This is a genomic window from Tsukamurella spumae (assembly GCF_012396015.1).
Lineage (GTDB): Bacteria > Actinomycetota > Actinomycetes > Mycobacteriales > Mycobacteriaceae > Tsukamurella > Tsukamurella spumae.
Genome location: NZ_JAAXOQ010000004.1, coordinates 16882 through 41438 on the forward strand (window position 1 = coordinate 16882; position 24557 = coordinate 41438).

Here is a 24557-nt window from a genome sequence, read left to right on the forward strand (position 1 = left end):
CGCTCCTTCGAAGTCGCGGCGACTACGCGTCGCCGTCCGCCTGCTCGGGCTCGTCGCTCTCGTCGGCATTGCGGGCGATGGCCAAAAGACTAGTGCCTTCGGCCAGATTCATCAGCCGGACACCCTTCGTCTGACGTCCCGCCTTCCGGACCTGGCGCGCCGCGGTGCGGATCACGCCACCGCCCGTCGTGATGGCGTACAGCTCGGTCTCGTCATCGACGATGAGCGCACCCACCAGGTCGCCGCGCTTCGGGTCGAACTGGATCGTCAGGACACCCTTGCCGCCACGCCCCTGGACAGGGTAGTCGTCCATCGCAGTGCGCTTGGCGTAACCGCCCGAGGTCGCTACCAGAAGGTACGTGTCCTCCTCGACGACGTTGAGGGCCAGCAACTGATCGTCGCCGTTGAAGCGCATCCCCTGCACACCGGAGGTCGCGCGGCCCATGGGCCGCAGCGCCTCGTCCGTGGCGTGGAACCGGATGGACTGCGCGTTCTTGCTCACCAGGAGCAGGTCCTCGTCGGCCGATGCCAGGACGGCGCCGACGAGCTCGTCCTCATCACGCAGGTTGATCGCGACGATGCCGCCGCTGCGGTTCGAGTCGAAGTCCTCGAGCTTGGACTTCTTCACGAGACCGTTCTTGGTGGCCAGGATCAGGTAGGGCGCGTCGTCGTAGGCCTTGATCTGGATGACCTGGGCGATGCGCTCCTCCGGCTGGAAGGCCAGCAGGTTCGCAACGTGCTGGCCGCGCGCGGTGCGGCTGGCCTCGGGCAGCTCGTAGGCCTTGGCCCGGTACACCCGCCCCTTGGTGGTGAAGAACAGGATCCAGTCGTGGGTCGAGCACACGAAGAAGTGCGCCACGATGTCGTCCTGCTTGAGGTCGGCGCCCTTGACGCCCTTGCCGCCGCGCTTCTGACTGCGGTAGAGATCGGTCTTCGTGCGCTTGGCGTAGCCGGTCTCCGTGATGGTGACGACCACGTCCTCGCGGGCGATGAGGTCCTCGTCGGTGACATCGCCGTCGGCCGCGATGATCTTGGTGCGGCGGTCGTCGCCGAACTTCTCGACGATCTCGGCCAGCTCGTCCCGGACGATGGCGCGCTGCCGCTCCGGCTTGTCGAGGATGTCCTTGAGGTCCGCGATCTCGAGCTCGATCTCGGCCAACTGGTCGATGATCTTCTGCCGCTCGAGGGCCGCGAGGCGGCGCAGCTGCATGTCGAGGATGGCGTTGGCCTGCAGCTCGTCGACGTCGAGGAGCTGGATCAGGCCGGCGCGCGCGATCTCGGTGGTCTCGGACCGCCGGATGAGGGCGATGACCTCGTCGAGCGCGTCGAGCGCCTTGACCAGGCCGCGCAGGATGTGGGCCCGCTCCTCCGCCTTGCGCAGCCGGAACCGGGTGCGCCGCACGATGACGTCCAACTGGTGCGTCACGTAGTAGCGGATCATCTGGTCCAGGCGCAGGGTGCGCGGAACCCCGTCGACGATGGACAGCATGTTCGCACCGAAGCTGGTCTGCAGCTGGCTGTGCTTGTAGAGGTTGTTGAGCACCACCTTGGCGACGGCATCGCGCTTGAGCCGCACCACGATCCGCATACCCACACGATCGGAGGACTGGTCCTCGATCTTGCTGATCCCGGCGATCTTGCCGTCGCGCACCTGCTCGGCGATCGACAGCACCAGGTTGTCGGGGTTCACCTGGTAGGGCAGCTCGGTGATGACGAGTTCCGTTGCGCCCTTGGAATCCTCCTCCACGGAGACCACGCCGCGCATGCGGATGGAGCCGCGACCCGTGGAGTATGCGTCCTTGATGCCCTGACCGCCGACGATGAGGCCGTAGGTGGGGAAGTCCGGGCCCTTGATGCGCTCCATGCACGCCTCGAGCGTGGCCTCGGAGTCCGCCTCGAAGTTGTCCAGGCACCAGAAGATGGCGTCGGCGAGCTCGCGCAGGTTGTGCGGCGGGATGTTGGTCGCCATGCCCACGGCGATACCGCCCGCGCCGTTCATCAGCAGGCTGGGCACGCGCGCGGGGAGCACGGTGGGCTCCTGCGTCTTGCCGTCGTAGTTGGGCGTGAAATCGACGGTCTCCTCGTCGATGTCGCGCAGCATCTCCATCGCGAGCGGCGTCAGCCGCGCCTCGGTGTAGCGCATGGCGGCGGCGGGGTCGTTGCCCGGCGAGCCGAAGTTTCCCTGCCCGTCGATGAGCGGGTAGCGCAGCGACCAGGGCTGCGCGAGGCGCACGAGGGCGTCGTAGATCGCGCTGTCACCGTGCGGGTGGTAGTTGCCCATGGTCTCGGCGACCGGCTTGGCCGACTTCACGTAGCCGCGGTCCGGGCGGTAGCCGGCGTCGTAGGACGCGTAGAGGATTCGCCGCTGCACGGGCTTCATGCCGTCGCGCACCTCGGGCAGCGCACGGCCCACGATCACGCTCATGGCGTAGTCGATGTAGCTGCGCTGCATCTCCTGCTGGATGTCGACCGGTTCGATCCGGTCGTGCCCGCCGGTCTCGGTGGGCGGGGTGGTGTCAGTCATCTCAAGTCCTTCAGCTTCAAGCGGTTCGACGGTGCGCGGTGCGCCGGTACCAGCCCGGCGCACCGTCGGCTACACGTCGAGGAACCGCACATCCTTGGCGTTGCGCGCGATGAACGAGCGGCGGGCCACAACGTCCTCGCCCATGAGGATCGAGAACAGCTCGTCGGCGGCGGCGGCATCGTCGAGCGTGACCTGCTTGAGCACGCGCACCGTCGGATCCATCGTGGTCTCCCACAGCTCCTTGGCGTTCATCTCGCCGAGGCCCTTGTAGCGCTGGATGCCGTCGTCCTTGTTGATCTTCTTGCCGTTCTGGAGCCCGTCGGCGAGCAGCACGTCGCGCTCGTTGTCGCTGTAGGCGAACTCGGCGTCGGCGCCCTTCTGCCACTTGAGCTTGTACAGCGGCGGCTGCGCCAGGTAGACGTGGCCGTGCTCGACGAGCGGGCGCATGAAGCGGAACAGCAGGGTCAGCAGCAGCGTGGAGATGTGCTGGCCGTCCACGTCGGCGTCTGCCATGAGCACGATCTTCTTGTACCGCAGTTTGGCGATGTCGAACTCGTCGTGGATTCCGGTGCCGAACGCCGTGATGATCGACTGGACCTCGGTGTTCTTGAGCACCTTGTCGATCCGGGCCTTCTCGACGTTGATGATCTTGCCGCGGATCGGCAGGATCGCCTGGTACATCGAGTCGCGGCCGCTCTTGGCGGAGCCGCCGGCGGAATCGCCCTCCACGATGTAGACCTCGCACTTGTCGGGGTCGTTGCTGCGGCAGTCGGCGAGCTTGCCGGGGAGGCCGCCGATATCGGTGGCGCTCTTGCGGCGCACCAGCTCTCGCGCCTTGCGGGCCGCGAGGCGGGCCTGTGCGGAGGCGGCGGCCTTCTGCACGATGGTCTTCGCATCGGCCGGGTTCGAGTCGAACCAGAACTGCAGCTGCTCGCGGCACACCTTCTGCACGAAGCCCTTGACCTCGGAGTTGCCGAGCTTGGTCTTGGTCTGGCCCTCGAACTGCGGCTCGGCCACCTTCACGGAGATGACCGCGGCGAGGCCCTCGCGGATGTCGTCGCCCGAGAGCTCGCCGTCCTTCTCCTTGACCAGCTTCTTGTCCTTGGCGTAGGCCTTGACGACACCGGTCAGCGCCGTCCGGAAGCCCTCCTCGTGGGTGCCGCCCTCATGCGTGTTGATGGTGTTGGCGAAGGTGTGCACCGACTCCGAGTAGCCGGAGTTCCACTGCATCGCGATCTCGATCTCGTGGCCCTTCTCCTTGCCCTCGAAGGAGATGATCGAGCCGTGGATCGGCGACTTCGACGTGCGCGCGTTGATGTGCTTGACGTAGTCGACCAGGCCGTCGGGGTAGTGGAAGATGCGCTCGCGCTTCTTCGGTGCGACCTCGGCCAGCGCGGCGGCGACATCGTCCTCGTGCGCGGACGGGGCGGCCTCGGTGGTGTCCTCGTCGAGGACCTCGACGGCGACCGGACGCTCGTCGGTGAGCGTGATGGTCAGGCCCTTGTTCAGGAAGGCCATCTCCTGCAGGCGGCGCGAGACCGTCTCGAAGTCGTAGTGGGTGGTCTCGGTGAACACCTTCGGGTCGGCCCAGAAGCGCACGGTGGTACCGGTGCGGGTGGTGGGCTCGCCCTTGATCAGCTCCTCGGCGACCGAATCGCGCTTCTTCTCGTCCCAGTGGAAGTTGTTCTGCCAGTGGTAGCCGTCCACATCGATCTCGACCTCGACGCGACTCGAGAGCGCGTTGACCACCGAGATGCCGACGCCGTGCAGACCACCCGAGACGGCGTACGCGTCGGAGTCGAACTTGCCGCCGGCGTGCAGCGAGGTGAGCACCAGCTGCACCGTCGGCATGCCCTTGGCGTGCATCGCGACGGGGATACCGCGGCCGTCGTCGATGACCTCGACGCCGCCGTCGGCGCGCAGCTTGACGTCGACCCGCGTCGCGTGACCCGCCATCGCCTCGTCGACCGAGTTGTCGACGACCTCCCAGATCATGTGGTGCAAGCCGCGGGGCCCCGTGGTTCCGATGTACATGCCGGGGCGCTTGCGCACCGCCTCGAGACCCTCGAGCTGCTTGATGGAATCTGCGCCGTACGAGCCCGCGGGCTTCCCAGCGTTGTTGTCAGCCGCCACGATGTGTTGGCGCTCCTTCGTCGGAACCACCGGGGCGAACGGCCGTGAACTTCCTCAGCCGCGGGCACCGCGATGGTGATCGGACAGCGACCCCGAGGAGACGGGGCGCTCTTGCCCTTCCAGTCTACTCCTCTTCACGACGATGAACGCGCGTGGCGCGCCCTAATCGCCTCCCAGACGAATCCGACCTCGTTTCGGCGCGATCACCCCGGATCGCAATCGGATGCGTTCACGGCCACGCTGGGCCGCGAACCCGCAACCGCCCGCCTACCCGTACGTGTCGCGTGGACCGCGCCCGGGAACGTGCAGCGGACCCTTGCGCCAGCTCGGCGCGCTGGGGCCCGTGATGTTCAGAGAGGTCACAACGCCCTGCCCGACGGCGGCGTTGATCTTGGCCAGCAGCTGGGACTGCATGAGCCGCAGCTGCGTGGCCCATGCGGTGGACTCCGCCCGGACGTAGAGCACCTTGTCCCGGAGGTTCACGGGCTGTGCGTGTGCGGCCACGTCGGCCCCCACCACCGTGTCCCAGCAGCCGAGAACCGTTCCCTCACTGACCTTCTTGTCCCAACCGCGTGCCTTGGCGATGCCCCCGATCAGGGCGCCGAAGGCCTGCGGGTCACGGTTGTCCGGCGACGGCCCACTCCACCGCTTGGAGCCCCGACGCAGCCGGCGCACCCCACCGGTCATCGGCTCGGAGCGGCCCTGGCCGACGGACTTGCCGGCCGCCTTCGCGGCTGCGCGCGCCTCCTCCAGCGCACGCCGCGCGATGTCGGAACCGTGCAGCTCCGCGTCACCGTTCGACCCGGCCATGCCACCTCCCCGCGCTCGCGAACTCGTGCCCTCAGGCTACTCGCCACCACTGACGGATTCGTGCTTAGAGCGGACCGTCGTCCTCCATCGTCCGATCGGATGACGCGGCCGGGGCGGCGGCCCCCTCCAGGCGGGAGACGCGGGCGTCCGCCGGCCCCTCGACCGATACCTCGAAGGTGCGGGCCCGTAGCTCCGCGGGCAGGTCCTCCGGGACGGCTGCGGTGACGATCACCTGCTCGGTGTCCGCGGCCACCGCGGCGAGCGCGGTCCGGCGTTTGGCGTCGAGCTCGGCGAAGACATCGTCGAGCAACAGCACCGGCTCGTTGCCCCCGGCGCGCAACAGTTCCAGGGAGGCCAGGCGCAGAGCCAGTGCGTACGACCAGGATTCGCCGTGCGAGGCGAATCCCTTCGCCGGCTCGTTCCCCAGCCGAAGGTCGAGGTCGTCCCGGTGCGGGCCGACCAGGCACACGCCTCGGTCGATCTCCCGCTGGCGCGCAGCGGCGAGGCCGTCCAACATCGCCTGCTCGAGCTCGGCGACGGACGCGGAGGCGGGGTCACCGTCGAACTCCTCGAACAGCGAGCTCGCGTACCCGAGCGTCGCGGCGCGGGAGTGCGGCGCGAGGGACGCGTACGCGACGGTGAGGTGCGGCGCCAGAGAGGCCACCACCTCGAGCCGTGCGGCCAGGACCTCCGCGCCGAACCGCGCGAGCTGCGCGTCCCAGACATCGAGCGTGGAGAGCATGGACTCCGCCTCCGCTCCCCCGCGCCGGGCGGCGGCGTAGGCGGTCTTCAGCAGGGCGTTGCGCTGCTTGAGAACCCGTTCGTAGTCGGCCTTCTCCGCTGCGATCCGGGGAGTTCGCAGGATCGCGAGGTCGTCGAGGAACCGGCGCCGGCCGCCCGGCTCGCCGCGCACGAGGGCCAGATCCTCGGGTGCGAACAGCACCGACTGCAGGATGCCCAGGAGGTCGCGTGGGCGGCGGCACGGCGCGGTGTTGATGCGCGCCTTGTTCGCCCGGCCGGCCACGATGTCGATCTCCGCCGTGAGCTCCCGGCCCGCGTTGTGCACCGTCGCCGATACGGACGCGCCCTCCGCCCCTACCCGGATGAGGGGCTGGTCGGTGGCGACGCGATGCGAGCCGAGCGTCGCGAGGTAGTTCAGCGCCTCGACGAGGTTGGTCTTGCCGAATCCGTTGCGGCCGACGAACACGCTGACGCCCGGTTCCAGGTCGACGGAGACGTCGTCCCAGGACCGGAAGTCGTGCAGAGCGAGCCGGCGGACGTACAACGAGCGATCGGCCCCGCTAGTCCGCGCGGCGCACGGCGTGTCCGCCGAACTGGTTGCGGAGCGCGGAGACCGCCTTCATCGTGTCCGAATCGTCCTCTCGGGACTGGAACCGGGCGAACAGCGCGGCAGCGATCACCGGCGCCGGCACCGAATGGCGGATGGCCTCCTCGACGGTCCACCGTCCCTCGCCGGAATCCTCGGTGTAGCCCGTGATCTCGTTCAGGCCGGGATCCTCCTCGAGCGCCTTCACCAGCAGGTCCAGCAGCCAGGACCGCACGACGGTGCCCTTGCTCCAGGCGCGCAGCGTGCCGGCCACGTTCTCGATGAGCGGCTCCGCCTGGAGCAGGTCGTAGCCCTCGCCGTAGGCCTGCATCAGGCCGTACTCGATGCCGTTGTGGATCATCTTGGCGTAGTGCCCGGCGCCGACGGGGCCGCTGTGCGCGAAGCCGTCCTCGCGCACGCCCTCGGGCCGCAGCGCGTCGAAGATCGGCATGGCGCGCTCGACGTCGGCGTCCGAGCCGCCGACCATCAGGCCGTACCCGTTCTCCAGGCCCCACACGCCGCCGGACACGCCGCAGTCGAGGTAGCCGATCCCCTTGGTCGCGAGCAGCTCGGCGTTGACCTGATCGTCCGTGTACCGCGAGTTACCGCCGTCGATGACCACGTCACCGGGATCGAGGATGTCGGCGAGCTTGCGCACCGTCTCGCGCGTCGGCTCGCCGGCCGGGACCATGACCCACACGGTGCGGGGCGCGGTGAGCGCCCCGGCGAGGGCCTCGAGCGAGGGCACGTCGGTGACCTCCGGTCGCGGGTCGTACCCGACGACCTCGTGGCCGGCGTTGCGGATCCGCTGGCGCATGTTCGCGCCCATCCTGCCCAGACCGATCAGACCCAACTGCATGCTCACAGGACCTCTCCTCGCTGACGGACGATACGACTCAGCCGGGCAGGCGTACCGGCATCAGCAGGTACGTGTACGCGCTCTGCGGCGCCGGGAAGGCGCCCGAGTCGTCCGGCTCGTAGCCATTGTCCACCGCGGGCCGCAGCACCGCAGGGCGACTGGGGGTGGTGAAGCCGAAGGTCACCGATTCGGTGTGGATCGCCGCCAGGCCGTCCTGCAGGTAGCCCGGGTTGAACGCGATCGTCAGGGCCTCGCCCTGGAAATCGGCGGGCAGCTCCTCCTCGGCGCGGCCGGCGTCATCGCCGCCGGCGGAGAGGCGCAACGAACCGTCGGCGAACTCCATCCGGACCTGTGCGCCGCGGTCCGCGACCAGGGCGACGCGCTTGATCGCCTCGAGGAGCGGGGCGATCTCCATCGTCGCGAGCGCGGTGTGCGAGGCCGGCAGCAGCTGCCGGAACTTCGGGAAGTCCGCATCCAGCAGGCGGGTGGTGGTCCGACGGTCCGCGCCGACCACGCCCAGCAGGCCATCGGCGCCCACGGCCGAGCCCGCGCCCAGGGCGATCCCGACCTCGGGATCGACGGCGAAGGTCTTGGCGGCCTCCGAGAGGGTCTTCGCGGGGACCAGGACCGCGGCCTTCACATCGCCGGAGGCCGGCTGCCAATCGAACTCGCGCACGGCGAGGCGGAAACGGTCGGTCGCGGCGAGGACCACCTTCTCGCCCTCGATCTCCACGCGGATGCCGGTGAGCATCGGCAGCGTGTCGTCCTTGCCGGCGGCGATCGCGACCTGCGCGATGGCCTCGGCGAAGGTGCCCCGCTCGATGGCGCCGGTCTGCTGCGGCAGCTCCGGCAGCTGCGGGTAGTCCTCGACGGGCATCGTGGGCAGCGAGAACTTCGCGCTGCCGCAGGTGATCGCGACGCGGGTGGTGTCGAGCTGGACGTCAACGGGCTTGTTCGGCAGGGCCTTGGTGATGTCCGCGAGGAGGCGGCCGGAGACGAGGGCTTGTCCCTCGTCGGCGACCTCGGCGGCGACGCGAACCTGCGCCGAGACCTCGTAGTCGAATCCCGAGACCGTCAGACCGTCGTCGCCGGCGGTGAGCAGCACGCCGCCGAGCACCGGCACCGGAGGGCGCGAGGGCAGGCTACGCGCCACCCACGCGACGGATTCGGCGAACTCCTCGTGCGGGACGCGAAACTTCATGCCGACGGGGCCTTTCGGTGGGGGGCGTTCGGGTACGGCGTGGCGGGCACGACCGTGAGGTCTTCGATGCTATAGGAGCGCGCTTGATCCGGTGGCGTTCAGGTGTCCGCCGGCCCGAACCACACGTCCGAGCGCGTGAAGCGCACGAGACGTTCACACAGCCTCTTTTCAAAAGAAGTATCTAGAGAAGAAATATGTCATCGTCATAGGCCCTGTGGAGGATGTGGAAACTCCGGGTCGGCGCAGTTCTCCGTGCGTGTCGGGGTGTTGACGACGCGCCGCAGGGATTGTGGAACTACATCCGTGTGATTGTTGACGGAGCCTCCCTGTGGAAACCTGTGGATGAACTCTCCCCAGGTCACTCCTGGGATTTCGCCGATTCATCCACAGGTTGTGGGAAGTACTCATCGGTAACTCTCAGCCGGGCCGACGGCACCGTGCGCGTACGGTGTGACCATGGGATATCCGGATCCACAGCACCCGGGACAGCACCCCGGCGACCAGAACTACCCCGCGACGCCCGCGGAGCCCCGCCCGACCCGCGAGTACGAGCGGGGCGAGTACGGAGTAGACGGCACCGGCGAACCACAGGGTCCGCCGCCGCTGCCGCAACGTCCCGCGGGAGACCCCGGACCCGGGCCCGGGGTGCCGCAGGGCCCCGGCTACGGCGCCGGCTACGGGGCGCAGCAGGACCCGCCGACGCAGGCCTACGACGGTGGCTATCAGGTGGGCTACGCGCCCGGCGGCCCCGGAGCGCAGTACGGGGGCGGCGTTCCCCCGACGGGTCCTCCCACGGGCCCCGGCGGCCCCGGTGGGGGTTCGGGCGGCGGCGACGGCTCCGGGGGCGGCAACAAGAAGCTGCTGTGGATCGCCGTGGCGGCGGTGGTCCTGGTCCTGATCCTCGCGGTGATCGTCGTGGTCGTCGCGACGGGCGGCACCAAGAGCACCCCGACATCGTCGGCCGTCACGACGCAGACCACGACCGCACCCACGACGACGCGCAGCGGGATCGCACTGCCGACGGGCCTGCCGTCGGGCATCTCGATCCCGCCGATCTACGGGGGCTCGACCACCGGCGCCAACGCGAAGAAGTGGGTCGTCGAGGTCACGGGGAGCGGCTCCGCGCAGGTGATCGCCGTCGGTATCCCGGACACGAACACCCTGGGCTCGCAGACGCTCCCGTGGACGAAGTCGTTCACGGCCGACAGCTTCCTGGTGACGGTGACGGTGTTCAGCCCGAAGCCCGACATGGCCTGCAAGATCACCCGCGACGGTGCGGTGGTGGCGGAGGAGAAGGCCTCGTCGGGTCCGCTCATCTGCACCGCGACCGGCTCGTAGGAGCTCCGCGCCGGAACCCGCCCGGGCGCAGGGGGTGCGCCTCCCGCGCCCGGGCGGGGCTGTGCGGCAACGCTACTGGCTGCGCCGCTTGATGCGGGTGGTGAGCTCCTGCACCTGGTCGTACACGCGGCGACGCTCGGGCATCTCCTTGCGGATCTTGCGCTCGGCGTACATCACGGTCGTGTGATCGCGGTCGAAGATCTGCCCGATCTTCGGCAGCGACAGTTCCGTCAGCTCGCGGCACAGGTACATCGCGATCTGGCGCGCGTGCGTCACGGCTCGGGCCCGCTCGGTGCCCTTGAGATCCGCGACGGAGATCTCGAAGTACTCCGCGACCACCGAAAGAATGGTGCTGGAGGAGATCTCGAGCGTCGTGGTGTCCGGCACCAGATCGCGCAGGACCATCTCGGCCAGCTCGTAGGTCACATCGGTCTGTGTGAGCGAGGCGAAGGCCGTCACGCGGATCAGCGCACCCTCGAGCTCGCGGATGTTGCGGTCGATGCGAGTGGCGATGAGCTCCAACACATCCGGCGGCACATGGATCCGTTCCATCTGCGCCTTCTTGAGCAGGATCGCCATACGGATCTCGAGCTCCGGCGGCTGGACATCGGTGATCAAGCCCCACTCGAACCGCGTCCGCAGCCGATCCTCCAGTGTCGCCAGCTGTTTCGGCGGCCGGTCGGAGGAGATCACGATCTGCTTGTTCGCGTTGTGCAGGGTGTTGAAGGTGTGGAAGAACTCCTCCTGGATACCCAGCTTCCCTTCGAGGAACTGGATGTCGTCCACGAGCAGGATGTCCACGTCGCGGTAGCGCTGCTTGAACTGGACCTGGCGATCGTCCTTGAGCGAGTTGATGAAGTCGTTCGTGAACTCCTCGGTGGAGACGTACTTCACGCGCATTCCGGGGAACAGCCGTCGCGCGTAGTGGCCGGCGGCGTGCAGCAGGTGAGTCTTACCGAGGCCGGATTCGCCCCAGATGAAGAGCGGGTTGTAGGCGCGGGCCGGCGCCTCCGCGACGGCGAAGGCCGCGGCGTGGGCGAACCGGTTCGACGCCCCGATCACGAAGGTCTCGAAGGTGTACTTCTGGTTGAGGCTCGAGCCCGACGAGCCCGACGGCTCGGCTCCGTTGCCGCTCGAGGACGGTCCCGTCATGGGCGGTGGCAGCTGGACGGACGGCGACGGTGCGCCGGGCATGCCGGAGGAGATCCCCGTCACCGGTACGGCCAGATCCGCGGTACTCGGCCCCGACGGTGGCTCCGTGGGTTCGGCCACGGCGGGCGCGACGACCGGTGGTGTGGCGTCGGGAGAGATGCGTACGCCGAGCTCGACGTCCTGTCCGAGCCTCGTGGTGAGCGCAGCGACGAGGGGCTCGCGCAGGCTGCGGTCGATCGCGTCCTTCATGAGCTGTGAGGGCACCGCGACGAGCGCGAAACCCTCGGTCAGAGTCAGCGGCTGGACGAGCTTGAGCCAGGCCTTCTCCTGCTTCGTCAGGGTGCGATCGGTGTTGTCTCCGCAGAGCTCGTCGACCACGGCGGTCCACGTCTCGATCAGCGGATCAACGGTCATCTGGTCCTCCGCACCGGTTCGAAAGCTTTCGTCTTCCGGCTTCCGACCGGCGTTCTCGTCACGTCCAATATCGAGCTGTGCATATCGGAACCCCCAGTCGACCTGCGCCAGAGACTGTACTCCACAGGTTCATCCACAGGTGTGGACAACTGTGAATACAGGCGTTGCCAGCCGCCTACATCGGCCGTGGAGAGATACCGCAGACTGCAGATTCAACGGTCGGTACGGACGGGCTAGGGCGCAGCCCCGAGGCCACTACACGCCCGGTACCCGTCGGCCCGACGCTGCCGTGCTCGGACGCCACGGGGTGCCGTGGCCGTGCTCAGCAATCGCATTCGGCAAAGTTAACAGAGTGGAGCGCAGTCCTCAACACCGAGCACATTCCCGCAGCACGATGTGGGATGTCGGGGCCTTTCGGCGTGTCGGGTCGGATGGGGTGTGAGCTGCGTCACTGCCGTGAAGGCGGTCCGGTTTGACCTTGTCAGTGGGGATAAGTAGGCTTGACCGGTCTGTGCGCACAACCGATCCGTCGGTCGGGTTCGACCTCAGGTCGAGCTTCATGTGCCGCCGAAGAGTTTCCGTCCACCACAGACGGCGCACGAGCGCCGTCTACTTATGCAAGGAGTGTCACCGTGGCCAAGGGCAAGCGGACGTTCCAGCCGAACAACCGTCGCCGCGCGCGGGTGCACGGCTTCCGTCTTCGTATGCGTACCCGTGCCGGGCGCGCCATCGTCTCTGCGCGTCGGACCAAGGGCCGCGCGAAGCTGACGGCCTGATTTCGACTTTCGCGTAGCGCCACCGCGTCCGGGTCACCGGGTGCGGTGGCGTTCGTGCAGAGGTGAGAAGAGAAGGCAGACCGACACGTGTTACCAGCCCGCCATCGGATGAGCTCGTCGCGCGATTTCGCCGCGGCGGTCAAGGGTGGCAGGCGTGCCGGTCGCCGATCGATCGTGGTGCACGTGGCGAATACGACGAACCGGAGCCCGGTCCCCGCTTCCGAGGGGGGGCCGGGCATCGTCGTGCTCGCAGACGACCTCGTGGTGCCGGCCCCGCGGGTGGGGTTGGTCGTGTCGAAGGCCGTGGGTGACTCGGTGACCAGGCATGCGGTGGCCCGGAAGCTGCGCGCCGCTGCGGCTTCCGTCACCGCCGACTTGGACGACGGTGCCCTGGTGGTGGTCCGGGCGCTGCGCGCGTCGGTGGATGACGACGCCAATGAGCTGGCGGCGCAACTGCGGTCGGGCCTGACGAAGCTGGGTGCGTTGTGAGCGGCGCAGACTCGACCCCCGTCGGCACCCGGCTGCGCACTGCGCCCCGTCGAGCCCTGATCTCTCTGGTTCAGCTGTACCGGACCTGGATCTCCCCCGTCCGCCCCCCGACCTGTCGGTTCGTTCCCACCTGCAGCGAGTATGCGGTGGAGGCGCTTTCGGCGCACGGCGCTGTGAAGGGCCTGTACCTCAGTACCATTCGGCTGCTCAAGTGCGGGCCGTGGCACCGCGGCGGTTGGGACCCCGTCCCGGAGTAGCCGCTCCCCCGCAGGCGCCCGGCGCCGTCCGCGCGGATCACCGCGCCCGAGAACCTCTTCCGCAAAGAACAGCTAGGAGTCAGAGAACCGTGGCTTTCAATCCAGTCTCGCTGGACTACGTGTACTACCCGGTTTCGGGGATCATGTGGGTCTGGCACAAGGTGTTCTCCTTCGTGCCCGGTCTCGGCCCGGACAGCGGTATCACGTGGGCCCTGTCGGTGGTCTTCCTCGTGCTCACGCTGCGCGCGATCCTGTACAAGCCCTTCGTCCGGCAGATCAAGACGACCAGGCAGATGCAGGAGTTCCAACCGCAGATGCAGGCCCTGCGGAAGAAGTACGGCAAGGACCGGCAGAAGCTGGCCCTGGAGATGCAGAAGCTGCAGAAGGAGCACGGCTTCAACCCGCTCCTCGGCTGCCTGCCCGCGCTGCTCCAGGTGCCGGTGTTCATCGGCCTGTTCCACGTCCTCCGCTCGTTCAACCGGATGCACGAGGGCGGAAGCCCCACGTCCTTCCTCAGCGGCCCGAAGATGACGGCCGAGGAGACGCGGAACACGGCCAACTACTTCTTCTCCGCGCACGACGTCTCGAGCTTCCTCGACGCTCGCCTGTTCGGTGTGCCGCTGTCGTCCTACGTGCAGCAGAACCCGAAGGAGTGGGTGGCGTTCCTCAACCCGCCCGTGCCGTACCACGAGGGCATGGACTTCGGTTTCACCAAGTGGAACATCCTGGCCTTCGCGCTGCCGCTCATGATCGTCGCCGCGCTGGCCACGCACTTCAACGCGCGTGCCTCGATCTCGCGGCAGCCCGTCGCGTCCCTGGAGAACCCGCAGACGGCCATCATGAACCGTCTCATGCTGTGGATCTTCCCGCTGGGCGTGCTCGTCGGTGGCTTCTTCCTGCCCGTCGCGATCCTCATGTACTGGGTCACCCAGAACATCTGGACCTACTTCCAGCAGCACATCGTGTTCGGCCGCCTCGATAAGGAGGACGAGGAGAAGAAGCGTCTGGCCCAGGAGAAGCGCGCCGAGAACGCCCCGAAACCGGGCGCGAAGCCCAAGCGCGGCGCCGTCGCCCTCACCAAGTCCACCGACGCCGACGCCACGGATGCCGAGGTCGCCGACGACGATGCGGACGAGAGCGCGGCACCGTCGACCCCGGCCCCCGGAGCGAAGCCCGCAGCGGGCGCGAAGCCCAAGGCCCAGCACCCTTCCGCGAACGCGCGGCAGCAGCAGCGCAACCAGCAGCAGCGCACGAACAATCGCAAGAAGCGCAAGCGCTGACGGCGCCGTCCGTGCCCCGAAACCCCCTATTGAATGATTCCCAAGGAGTACCCCATGGCTGACGACGTGACCGTCGAGGAGGAGCAGACCACCGACACCGCCCCGGCTGCCGCCGAGAGCGCTGCTGCGGAGGAGGACGACGATCTGGTCGAGGAGGGCGAGATCGCCGCCGACTACCTCGAGTCCCTGCTCGACATCCTTGATTTCGACGGCGACATCGATCTGGACGTCGAGGGCGGCCGGGCGATCGTCGCGATCGACGGCGGCGAGGATCTGGCGAAGCTCGTCGGCCAGCGCGGAGAGGTGCTGGACGCGCTGCAGGAGCTGACGCGCCTCGCCGTGCAGCAGTCCACCGGCGACCGCAGCCGCCTCATGCTCGACGTGGCCGGCTGGCGCGCCGGTCGCCGGACCCGCCTCTCGAGCCTCGGCGCCGAGATCGCGCAGCGCGTCGTCGAGTCGGGCGAGAAGGAGTCGCTGAAGCCGATGACGCCGTTCGAGCGCAAGATCGTTCACGACGCCGTCGCCAAGGTCGACGGTGTGCGGTCCGAGAGCGAGGGCGCGGAGCCCAACCGCCGCGTCGTGGTGCTCCCCACCGCATAGACTGCGAGATAGGTGAACGATGGGTCCCGGGCCGTGCGCTTGGGGCCCATCGTCGTTTCAGCGAGGCCGGTCCGGGCGGTGACACCCGCGGTGCCCCGACGAGTGGTGTGTGACAGGAGTGGTTTCACGTGGAACGGCGCGACGAGGTGACGGAGAGTTCCGTCGACGGTGACACGACCCCGGAGACATTGCCCCCGACTCCCCCGATCGCGGGTCAGGTGTTCGGCGAGCGGCTCGCGCTCGCGGAGGAGTACGCGCGCGTGCTCGCGACGGACGGGGTGGTGCGCGGCCTGATCGGTCCCCGCGAGGTGCCTCGGCTCTGGGAGCGGCACGTGTTGAACTGTGCCGTGCTCGGCGAGCTGATCGAGTCGGGCGAGACTCTCGTGGACATCGGGAGCGGCGCCGGCCTGCCCGGCGTGCCGGTCGCGATCGCGCGCCCGGATGTCGAGGTGGTCCTCGTCGAGCCGCTGCTTCGTCGCGCAGTCTTCCTCGAGGAGTTCTGCGGTCCGCGGCTCCCCAATGTCCGGGTGGTGCGCGGGCGGGCCGAGGAGCGTTCAGTGATCGAGGCGGTCGGCGGTGCCGATGCCGTCACCTCCCGCGCGGTGTCGGGGTTCCCCAAGTTGGCACCGTGGTCCGCTCCCCTGCTCCGGGACGGCGGTCGGCTGCTCGCCCTCAAGGGCTCGCGCGCCGCGGAGGAGATCCAGGAGCACGGCGCGATCCTCCACAAAGCGGGTCTCCGCGATCCCGAGGTCGTCCTGTGCGGCGTCGGGATCGTCGACCCCGCGACGACGGTGGTGCGCGCCGTTCGTCGTGCGCCCGCGTCGAAGAAGGCCGGCCGCTCGCGACGGTAGACCGTAATTCGGGCATTTCCGACCCGGAATCCTGGTAGCCGACTACCCACGGGATGTTTCGACACGTGACGGTTCGGTTGCACCGACGGTCAGCCCGAGGCTTCTTCGGACCGAAGATCAGGTACGTACGTACTAGTTTGGGCTCGATTGCGAGGCCCGAATCGGATCGGATCGGCGTGCCGACCGTGACTCCGAGGACCGCGCCCAGGGCGGGGAGGGATGTCGTCGCGCCGGGTCGGCGGGGGCGATGGAACGGCTGGCGCCCGGGACGAGTGGCCGTCGGTGCGCGGCGACGGGCCCGCCGTCGGTCGCCGACCTATCGACCGATGCACGAGCGGAGCGCGTCGCGGTGTCGAGTGCGCGCTGCGCCAGGGTCTGCCGTTCGCGGGCCTCGGACTGGGCGCGACGACCGTTCGGCGGGCGCCCGCGCCCGAAGGTGATCCGGACGGCGTCCCGTTGCGTCCGCAGGGCAGAGGCGCCGGGTCAGGTTTCACGTGAAACTCACGCGGGGCACCGGGACGGCATGTACGTGAGACGAGAGACGATGGCGGCATCGCTTTCGGGGAGGCAGGCGGTCGGGCGGATAGCAGCAGTCGATGCTGATCCGTCGGAGCTGCGGTACCGGCGGACCGGCCTACAGCTCCGCGCGTCGCGCGGATGCGGGGCCTCGGAGGAGGATCTTGTCGTCCTGCGCTCGCGAAGGCACGGTCCTGTGGCGTGCGTGCCGGGCCCGACGCGCGGTAGGACTCAGCGCGACGTGTCCGGAGCCGCGCCGGGCGCAGCGAGCGAATCGGCCGGAGTGGGGAGTGCTGCGATGCTGCGACGACCGCGGATCGGTCTGGGGTGGTCGGACGCCAGCATCTGGGGTTCGGACCTGACCCGGCAAGGCGCATCGACGACGGCGGTAACGTCCGTCGTCGACGAGGGCGCCGCTAGCCGTGGTATGACCCGACGGGGTCCGTGTGCCACGGCTGTGTTGTTTCACGGGAAACATCGCGCGGTGCTCGATCGCATCCACGCCCGAGGCGTTGGATCGAACCTGTTTCCCGTGCGCGAATAGTGGCCGTGCTGGCTCAGCTGTCGACGACGCGCCGGCCCGACGGCAGCCGCCGCAACGCGCGACCCGGTGGAGAACTGTTGACCGGCGCGATGCGTTCGCTCCGTGGCCCGGGCAGACGGCGTTGGGCCCGGCGACAGCGGTTCGACGGGGCCGGACGTACCGCGCGCTGGGCGCACCCGCCGGGCACGGCGGCGCGGCGCAGGATCCGCGGAGCGAGCCGGAGGGAGGGAGAGCGCACCGTCGCACCGCCTGCGGCGCGTCCGGACGGGCGGCGCGTCCGGACGGCGGGGGCGCTCTGAGGCGAGGGGGAACCGTCGGGCTTCGGGACTCCGGCGCATGCGCGTCCACCGGTGGCGCACGGGCGCTGCGGCGGCAGATTGCGGGAAGGAGTCGGACGCCCGGCTGACGCCGTCGGAGGGAGAAACTAGGATGGGGGCAACAGCTGAGGAGAGTACGTGACTGATCACGAATCCGGCTTCAACGTTTCACGTGGAACCACTGAAGACGACACCCCCATCGCCGCCGCCGCGCAGCGCGCCAGTCAGGTCCTGACGCCGGGGGCCGCGGGCACGTTGCCCAAGCCCCGCGCACGACGCGTCCTGACGATCGCCAACCAGAAGGGCGGCGTCGGCAAGACGACGACCGCGGTGAACCTCGCGGCGGCACTCGCGCTCCAGGGCCTCAAGGTGCTCGTCGTCGACCTCGACCCGCAGGGGAACGCGAGTACGGCACTCGGCGTCGACCACCGGTCGGGGGTCCCGTCGACGTACGAGCTCCTCCTCGGAGAGACCACGCTGGAGGAGGCGATGGCGCAGAGCCCGCACTCCCCCAACCTGTTCTGCGTGCCCGCGACGATCGACCTCGCCGGCGCGGAGATTGAACTCGTCAGCATGGTCGCCCGCGAGACGCGGCTCAAGAACGCGCTCAACAGTCCGGCCGCCGCCGACATCGACTACATCTTCATCGACTGCCCGCCGTCGCTGGGACTGCTCACGGTCAACGCGCTCGTCGCGGGCCGCGAGGTGCTCATCCCGATCCAGTGCGAGTACTACGCGCTCGAGGGGGTCGGGCAGCTGCTGCGCAACATCGAGCTGGTGCAGGCGCACCTCAACCCGGACCTCCACGTGTCCACGGTGCTCCTCACGATGTACGACGCCCGGACCAAGCTCGCGGACCAGGTCGCGGCGGAGGTGCGCAACCACTTCGGCGACCGCGTCCTGGGCGCGATGATCCCGCGCAGCGTCAAGGTCTCCGAGGCGCCGGGCTTCGGAACGACGGTGCTCGACTACGACCCGGGTTCGCGGGGCGCGATGAGCTACCTCGACGCCGGCCGCGAGCTCGCCTTCCGCGGCGCCGAGCAGGTGGTGTGATCGTGGCCGGCCAGAAGAAGGGCGGTCTCGGCCGCGGGCTCGCCGCGCTCATCCCCACGGGGCCCGACGAGGGTCCACGCCTCGGCAACGCCGCGGCGGACGTCATCATCGGGGGCCGGCCCGTCGCCCCGTCGGCGAAGACGCCGGCGGAGCGGCCGCGCGGCTCGGCCCGCGAGAGCGCGCCTCGGACCGCGGCGGAGCCGGCACCGTCGGACCTCGCGGAGGCGGGCGCGGTCTACCGGGAGCTGGCGCCCACCTCGATCCAGCCGAACCCGCAGCAGCCGCGGTCCGTCTTCGACGAGGAGGCCCTCGCCGAGCTCGTCCACTCGATCCGCGAGTTCGGGCTCATGCAGCCGATCGTGGTGCGCCCACTGCCCACGCCGCGCGGCGACATCCGCTACGAGCTCGTCATGGGCGAGCGGCGCTGGCGAGCGAGCCAGGAGGCCGGCCTCACCGCGATCCCGGCGATCGTCCGCGAGACGGCCGACGGGGACATGCTCCGCGACGCCCTCCTGGAGAATATTCACCGCGTTCAGCTGAACCCCCTCGAAGAGGCCGCGGCGTACGCACAGCTGCTCGAGGAGTTCGGCGTCACCCACGACGAACTCGCCTCCCGCCTGGGGCGCTCGCGACCGGTCGTGACCAACACCATCCGGCTCCTGCGGCTGCCCGTCGCGGTACAGCGCCGGGTCGCGGCGGGCGTGTTGTCCGCGGGGCACGCGCGGGCGCTGCTGTCCCTGGACGCCGGATCCGAGGCGCAGGAGGTCCTGGCCGCCCGGATCGTCGCCGAGGGAATGTCGGTACGCGCGACGGAGGAGGCCGTGACGCTGGCGAACCGTGGGGACGGCACCGTCGCCGCCGCCCCGCAGCGGCGGCAGCCGGTGGATACCGGACTGCGGGACCTGGCCGACCGGATCGCCGACCGCCTCGACACCAAAGTCACCGTCTCGATGGGCAAGCGCAAGGGCAAGATCGTGGTCGAGGTGGGCTCCGCCGACGACCTCGAGCGCATCGTCGCCCTGCTCGCCCAGGGGTAGCCGCCATGGCCCTGACGATCGTGCCGCTGACCCTGGGCGGATTCGACGACCTGCCGCGCCACGTCCGACGGTGCGTCTACTGGGAGGTCGCGCCCGACAGTGCGACTCTCACGGACACCGAGTTCGACAAGGAGGCGTGGCTGTCGATGCTCATGCTCGAGTGGGGCTCGTGCGGGCAGGTCGCGATCGACCACGCCGTGGACGGCTCCACGCGGGTGGTGGGCGTGGCCTTCTACGCGCCGCCCAGCAGTGTGCCCCGCGCGTCCCACTTCCCCACCGCGCCCGTGAGCCCCGACGCCGTCCTGCTCACCTGGGTGGGCGCGGAGCCCGGCGTCGAGGTCCGGGTCCAGGAGGAGCTGGTCACGGCCGTCTGCACCGACCTGGTGCGGCGCGGCGTACGCGCCGTGGAGGCCTTCGCGCTGCTGACCCCGGTTGGCATGCGCACCGAAGATGTTGTGGCACAACTTGATTGCGGACCGTGCGGGTGCAAGCAGGTGCCGCTGAGCGACGCCGACTTCCTCGAGGGCATGGGCTTCGAGACGGTCGCGCCGCACCACCGCTTCCCGCGGTTGCGGCTGGAGCTCTCCGAGGGTCTGGGGTGGAAGGCGGGCGTCGAGCACGCCCTGGAGCAGCTGCTGGCCGCCGGTGCCGCCGAGGCGGCGCTCAGGACCGCGCTGGAGGGCACCGGGGAGACCGCGGCACCCGTGGGGAGGTCGGAAGCTCCGTAGTCCCGTACGGGCCGCTTCAGCCCCGTATCCGCGGTATCGCGGGCCGGACCGTCAGGCCCGGTGCTCGGCGCTCTCCTCGAGCTCGAGCAGCTCCGCGAAGGTGTAGGTGCCGGTCGGCCGGTCGTTCTCCCCCAGCAGGTACAGGCGCTTCACCGCGACCAGGATCGCCTCGGCGATGGTGTCGCGCATCTGCGGGGAGGCGAGGACCGCCGCGTCGCCCGCGTTGGTGGTGTAGCCGATGTCGATCTGGACCGTGGGCATCCTGGTCAGGCGGACGATGTCCCAGGTGCGACCGTGGTAGTGGCAGTCGCTGAGCGGGGTACGGGCGACGATCTCGCGCTGGATGAATCCCGCCAGGTTGCGGCCGATGTTCGAGCTCGCGCCGTGCGTGTTGCCGAAGTGGAACGACGCCACGCCGTGCGCACGGTCGTTGCGGTAGTGCGCCGTACGCAGCGCGATCATCATGTCGGCGTCGAAGGTGTTGGCCGTGTAAGCACGGGTGCTGTCGTCGGCGTCCATGCCGCGCGGCCGCGACAGGTAGGTCTCCATGCCGGCGGCGGCCATGCGGCCCTCCAACCGGGAGGCGAGATCCCAGAGCATCTCCTCCTCGGTCACCGGACGCCCGTCGGGGCCGATCACCGCGAGGCCGCGGTCCGGCCCGCCCAGGCCCGGATCGATGACGATCCGCTTGCCCGACAGGCGGGGCCCGGAGCTGCGCACGTGCTCCTCCTCCTTGATGGCGTGCGGCGAACCGCCCGTCACCCGGGAGCCGAGGAAGGTCAGCGAGCGCAGCGTGGCCGGCCCGCAGATGCCGTCGGAGACCAGGCCGAACTCGCGCTGGTACGCCGACAGGCCCAGATGGGTCTGGGGACCGAACAGGCCGTCGATCATGCCCGCGTAGAAGCCCAGGTTCTGCAGTCGGGCCTGCAGGGCCGCGACATCGTCGCCCGACGGCGGCGCGGACGCGATGTAGCTCAGCGTGCGGGCGCCGAGCCGATAGGTGGACTCGCGCAGCGCGCGGTAGGTGGCGGGGCCGACGACACCGTCGACCAGGAGGCCGCGCTGCTGCTGGAAGGCCCGCGTGGCGCGGTCCAGCCGGCGGTCGAAGACGGCCTCGGGCACCGTCCACCCGCCGACCACGAGCTCGGTGGGTGCCACGTGATTCCGCAGGAAACCCTGATCGGCGAGGATGCCGCGGATCTCGGCCACGGCACCACCGTGATCACCGAGGCTGATGCGTGGCATGGAGGACCCTTCGGTAGCTTCCTGCGGGCGGGTGGCCAACAGGGCGGGAAATCGAGTACACGATACGGCCTCGACGCCCGTCCACCCAACCGGACGGCGGCGCGTCACACCAGCCCGTCGAGCTCCTTGAGGATCGCCGACTTGCTCTTGGCGCCGACCAGCTTGCCGGTGGGCTCACCGTTCTGGAACAGGAGCAACGTGGGGATGCTCAGCACCTGGTAGTCGCGCGGTGCGCCCGGGTTCTGGTCGACGTCGATCTTGGCGAAGGTGACCTTGTCGCCGTGCTCCGCGGCGAGCTGCTCCAGCACCGGTGCGACGACCCGGCACGGCCCGCACCAGGTGGCCCAGAAGTCGACGAGGACGGGCTTGTCGGAGTCGAGCACCTGCTGCTGGAAGGTGTCGTCGGTGACGGTGACGATCTCGGCCATGGTTTCTCCTGGAGGAAGGGGTGGGGTGTGGGTCGGTGACTACTGCGCGACCGCGGCTTCGCGGTGGTGGGCGAGCCAGCGCTCGGCGTCGATCGCCGCGGAACAGCCGCTGCCGGCCGCCGTGATGGCCTGGCGGTAGGTGTGGTCGACCAGATCGCCGGCCGCGAACACGCCGGGCACGCCGGTGGCCGTGCTGCGGCCCTCGACCTGCACGTAACCCTCGTCGTCGACGGTGACCTGGCCCGCCACCAGCTCGGACCGCGGATCGTGACCGATGGCCACGAACAGGCCGGTGACCTCGAGCGTGGCGACCGCGCCGGTCACGGTGTTCTCGACGAGCAGCGACTCGACCGACTTCTCGCCCTGCACCGCGTTGACTTTGGTGTCGGTCAGGAAGCGGATCTTCTCGTTGGCCTTGGCCCGGTCGAGCATGATCTTCGACGCGCGGAAGCTCTCGCTGCGGTGGATCAGCGTGACCGACTTGGCGAACTTGGTGAGGAAGATGGCCTCCTCCATCGCCGAGTCGCCGCCGCCGACCACGGCGATGTCCTGCTCGCGGAAGAAGAAGCCGTCGCACGTGGCGCAGGCGCTGACGCCGCGGCCCAGCAGGGTCTCCTCGCCGGGGATGCCGAGGTAGCGTGCCGCGGCACCCATCGCCAGGATCACGGAGCGGGCGCGGTAGGTGCCCTCGGAGGTGACGACCTCCTTGATCTCGCCGTCGAGCTGAGCGGACTCCACGTCCTCCATGCGCAGGTCCGCGCCGAACCGGATGGCCTGCTCGCGCATCTCGTCCATGAGCGCGGGGCCCATGATGCCGTTCTGGAAGCCGGGGTAGTTCTCCACCTCGGTGGTGGTCATCAGGGCGCCGCCGAAATTGGTGCCCTCGAACAGGATGGTGTTCAGCTCGGCGCGACCGGCGTAGACGCCTGCCGTGTATCCGGCCGGACCCGATCCGATGATGATCACGTCCGCGATATCGGTGCCTGCTGCAGTCATCTACCTACCCAACCTCGAAGAAAGCGCCCGGATCACCCGAGCCGACATCTGTTGCCAACGGCGCCGGGCCCGGAGATGTTCCCGCACCGCCGTCCCCCAGGTTACGGCGTACCCGTCCGCCCGGCCGTGCCGGCGGGCAGCACGCGGTTCACCAGGACGGCCGATGCGTCGCCCTGTGCGCACGACGGTGTGACCGCCAGGACGCGCAGGTCACCGAGGCGGCCGCCCGGGAGCAGTAGGACGGTGGCGGGCTCGCCGCGCAGATCCATCCTCCCGGCGCCGAGGAGCGTGCGTCCGCCCGGCGCGACCGCTGCGGCGTCGAGGCACCGGGCGAGGGCGGCACCGTCGGCGAAGGGCCCCCTGTCTCCCCCCGGCGATGCCGCGGCGAGGAGCACCGCGGGCTCCGGCATCGTGCTCGGTTCTTCCACCGTGCTCAGGGCGACGGCGCCGGCCAGCACACCCACCGCCGCGGCAGTCGCGGCGAGGCCGTACCGCAGGCGCCGACGGGGCAGCGTGGGGGCCGGGGCCGCGCGCAGCGCGGCCTCGATCCGATGCACGGCCAGAGGTGAGACGTCCGCCGGGCCGTCCGGGCCCACCCACTGTGCGAAGGTCCGATCGCTGTACTCGGCGAGCGCCGCGTCCACCCGCGCCTCCTGGGCACGGCTGAGCCGCGGGGCCTTCTCGCCCTCGTCGTCCTGGCCGCGGTGCGCCCGCGATGCTGCGTGCCCCATCGTAACCTCCTCTCATCAATTGGACGCACCAGCGTGCCGATCGGTTCCCACCGATCTCAGTACGGATTGTGCGGTGCCGGTGCGAGAGGCCTCCGGCCCGGCGCGGGGCTCAGCAGGTCAACGCAGGAGGCGCTCGAGCCGGGCCCGGGCGCGCGCACGGCGGCTCTTGACGGTACCGGGAGCGACGCCCAGCAGCTCCGCCGCCTGGGAGACGGAGAGCCCGTGCATGTCCACGGCGATCACCGCCGCGCGCTGGTCGTCCGGCAGCATGCGCAGCGCGGTGTCCACGGAGAGTCTTCGCTCGAGATCCGCGGCGGTGCGGCCCTCGTCCGAGGCGAGGCCGCTCGGATCGTCGGGCATGGGCAGGGTCGTCCGGACCTGGTTGCGGCGCGCTCGGTCCAGGCACGCGTTGATGACGATGCGGTGCAGCCAACTGGCGACCCGGCAGTCGCCGCGGAAGCCCGGGGACAGCTGATACGCGCGGAGCATCGCGTCCTGCAGGCAGTCCTCGGCGTCGGCGTGGTCCCGGATGGTGCGCAGGGCCGTGGCCATGAGTTGTTGGCGGTGGCGCCGGAACAGCCGAGCGAAGGCCTCGTGATCGCCGCGCGAGGCGGCGCGCAGCAGTCGCTCGTCCGACACGTCGTCCGGGGCGTCCACGTGCGTGGATGACGGTGCGGCAGTGGATGGGTGCGGCTCCGCGCCGGTGCCGTCGGTCGCCGGGCCCCCCGACCCGGACGACCGCGAGATGGTGTTCCCCCGCTCGGTCATGCAGGGATGTTAGGGCGTGCCGAGACCGATCCGAGACATTTCTCTGCTATTCAATTATCGACACCGAGCGGCTATCGAGATTCGGGATTTCACATGTGTTCGGCGATTCGACGTGAGCGGCGTTAGAGTCGTCGGTAGGCCAGGTGGCGCACCCGTCGCTGTGGATTCTCCATTCACGCGCGA

The 24557-nt window shown here is 69.6% G+C and carries 22 protein-coding genes; 10 read left to right on the top strand and 12 right to left on the bottom strand.

Features of this window, described 5'->3' with window-relative positions; all coding sequences use genetic code 11:
• Positions 1-22: 22 nt before the first annotated feature.
• The 6 genes from gyrA to dnaN form a co-directional block, all read right to left on the bottom strand.
• On the bottom strand, positions 23-2524 hold the full coding sequence (gene gyrA / locus HF999_RS04130; protein ID WP_168544651.1) for a DNA gyrase subunit A: 2502 nt from the start codon (positions 2522-2524) through the stop codon (positions 23-25).
• 69 nt (positions 2525-2593) lie between these two features.
• Complete coding sequence (gene gyrB / locus HF999_RS04135; RefSeq protein ID WP_168544652.1) at positions 2594-4657, bottom strand: DNA topoisomerase (ATP-hydrolyzing) subunit B; 2064 nt, start codon at positions 4655-4657, stop codon at positions 2594-2596.
• A gap of 267 nt (positions 4658-4924) precedes the next feature.
• Entirely contained in the window at positions 4925-5467 is a 543-nt protein-coding gene (locus HF999_RS04140) for a DUF721 family protein (protein WP_168544653.1), read from the bottom strand.
• 64 nt (positions 5468-5531) lie between these two features.
• Positions 5532-6752 (bottom strand): DNA replication/repair protein RecF, encoded by a 1221-nt coding sequence (gene recF / locus HF999_RS04145; protein WP_168544654.1) that lies wholly within the window; start codon positions 6750-6752, stop codon positions 5532-5534.
• A 16-nt stretch (positions 6753-6768) separates the two neighbouring features.
• Positions 6769-7653: a phosphogluconate dehydrogenase (NAD(+)-dependent, decarboxylating) gene (gene gnd / locus HF999_RS04150; protein ID WP_168544775.1), complete on the bottom strand. Its 885-nt coding sequence runs from the start codon at positions 7651-7653 to the stop codon at positions 6769-6771.
• A 37-nt stretch (positions 7654-7690) separates the two neighbouring features.
• Positions 7691-8854 carry a DNA polymerase III subunit beta gene (gene dnaN / locus HF999_RS04155; RefSeq protein WP_168544655.1) on the bottom strand — a complete coding sequence of 388 codons (1164 nt, stop codon included), beginning with the start codon at positions 8852-8854 and terminating at the stop codon, positions 7691-7693.
• 456 nt (positions 8855-9310) lie between these two features.
• On the opposite strand from dnaN, the gene HF999_RS04160 reads away from it, so the two are divergent.
• A complete protein-coding gene (locus HF999_RS04160; protein WP_168544656.1) occupies positions 9311-10192 on the top strand; it encodes a hypothetical protein in 882 nt (293 codons plus the stop codon).
• 72 nt (positions 10193-10264) lie between these two features.
• Here the strand turns inward: HF999_RS04160 and dnaA are convergent, their stop codons facing one another.
• Positions 10265-11758, bottom strand: coding sequence for a chromosomal replication initiator protein DnaA (gene dnaA / locus HF999_RS04165; protein ID WP_168544657.1), 1494 nt, complete (start codon positions 11756-11758; stop codon positions 10265-10267).
• Between the two features lie 632 nt (positions 11759-12390).
• Here dnaA and rpmH point away from each other — a divergent pair.
• The 9 genes from rpmH to HF999_RS04210 all read left to right on the top strand — a co-directional run bounded on the left by rpmH (position 12391) and on the right by HF999_RS04210 (position 20206).
• On the top strand, positions 12391-12534 hold the full coding sequence (gene rpmH / locus HF999_RS04170; RefSeq protein ID WP_068526256.1) for a 50S ribosomal protein L34: 144 nt from the start codon (positions 12391-12393) through the stop codon (positions 12532-12534).
• Between the two features lie 87 nt (positions 12535-12621).
• Positions 12622-13023 (top strand): ribonuclease P protein component, encoded by a 402-nt coding sequence (gene rnpA / locus HF999_RS04175; protein ID WP_168544658.1) that lies wholly within the window; start codon positions 12622-12624, stop codon positions 13021-13023.
• Positions 13020-13280: a membrane protein insertion efficiency factor YidD gene (gene yidD, locus HF999_RS04180; protein ID WP_168544659.1), complete on the top strand. Its 261-nt coding sequence runs from the start codon at positions 13020-13022 to the stop codon at positions 13278-13280. Before rnpA ends, yidD begins: the two co-directional genes overlap by 4 nt.
• 143 nt (positions 13281-13423) lie before the next feature.
• On the top strand, positions 13424-14560 hold the full coding sequence (gene yidC / locus HF999_RS04185; RefSeq protein WP_168544776.1) for a membrane protein insertase YidC: 1137 nt from the start codon (positions 13424-13426) through the stop codon (positions 14558-14560).
• A 54-nt stretch (positions 14561-14614) separates the two neighbouring features.
• On the top strand, positions 14615-15160 hold the full coding sequence (locus HF999_RS04190) for a Jag family protein (RefSeq protein WP_168544660.1): 546 nt from the start codon (positions 14615-14617) through the stop codon (positions 15158-15160).
• Between the two features lie 128 nt (positions 15161-15288).
• Positions 15289-16011, top strand: coding sequence for a 16S rRNA (guanine(527)-N(7))-methyltransferase RsmG (gene rsmG, locus HF999_RS04195; protein WP_376766472.1), 723 nt, complete (start codon positions 15289-15291; stop codon positions 16009-16011).
• A gap of 1515 nt (positions 16012-17526) precedes the next feature.
• A complete protein-coding gene (locus tag HF999_RS04200; protein WP_312854010.1) occupies positions 17527-18441 on the top strand; it encodes a ParA family protein in 915 nt (304 codons plus the stop codon).
• Between the two features lie 2 nt (positions 18442-18443).
• The gene (locus tag HF999_RS04205) at positions 18444-19478 is read left to right on the top strand and encodes a ParB/RepB/Spo0J family partition protein (protein WP_168544661.1); all 1035 of its coding nucleotides are present in this window, start codon (positions 18444-18446) and stop codon (positions 19476-19478) included.
• Between the two features lie 5 nt (positions 19479-19483).
• Positions 19484-20206 carry a GNAT family N-acetyltransferase gene (locus HF999_RS04210; protein WP_246207206.1) on the top strand — a complete coding sequence of 241 codons (723 nt, stop codon included), beginning with the start codon at positions 19484-19486 and terminating at the stop codon, positions 20204-20206.
• A 51-nt stretch (positions 20207-20257) separates the two neighbouring features.
• Here the strand turns inward: HF999_RS04210 and HF999_RS04215 are convergent, their stop codons facing one another.
• The 5 genes from HF999_RS04215 to sigM form a co-directional block, all read right to left on the bottom strand.
• Positions 20258-21451 (bottom strand): N-acetylmuramoyl-L-alanine amidase, encoded by a 1194-nt coding sequence (locus HF999_RS04215; RefSeq protein ID WP_168544662.1) that lies wholly within the window; start codon positions 21449-21451, stop codon positions 20258-20260.
• 104 nt (positions 21452-21555) lie between these two features.
• A complete protein-coding gene (gene trxA, locus HF999_RS04220) occupies positions 21556-21879 on the bottom strand; it encodes a thioredoxin (RefSeq protein WP_168544663.1) in 324 nt (107 codons plus the stop codon).
• Between the two features lie 39 nt (positions 21880-21918).
• Positions 21919-22875 carry a thioredoxin-disulfide reductase gene (trxB, locus tag HF999_RS04225; protein ID WP_168544664.1) on the bottom strand — a complete coding sequence of 319 codons (957 nt, stop codon included), beginning with the start codon at positions 22873-22875 and terminating at the stop codon, positions 21919-21921.
• A gap of 101 nt (positions 22876-22976) precedes the next feature.
• Positions 22977-23606, bottom strand: a complete 630-nt coding sequence (locus tag HF999_RS04230) for an RsmA family anti-sigma factor (protein WP_168544665.1) — start codon at positions 23604-23606, stop codon at positions 22977-22979.
• 117 nt (positions 23607-23723) lie between these two features.
• Positions 23724-24374, bottom strand: a complete 651-nt coding sequence (gene sigM / locus HF999_RS04235) for an RNA polymerase sigma factor SigM (RefSeq protein ID WP_168544666.1) — start codon at positions 24372-24374, stop codon at positions 23724-23726.
• Positions 24375-24557: the final 183 nt, after the last annotated feature.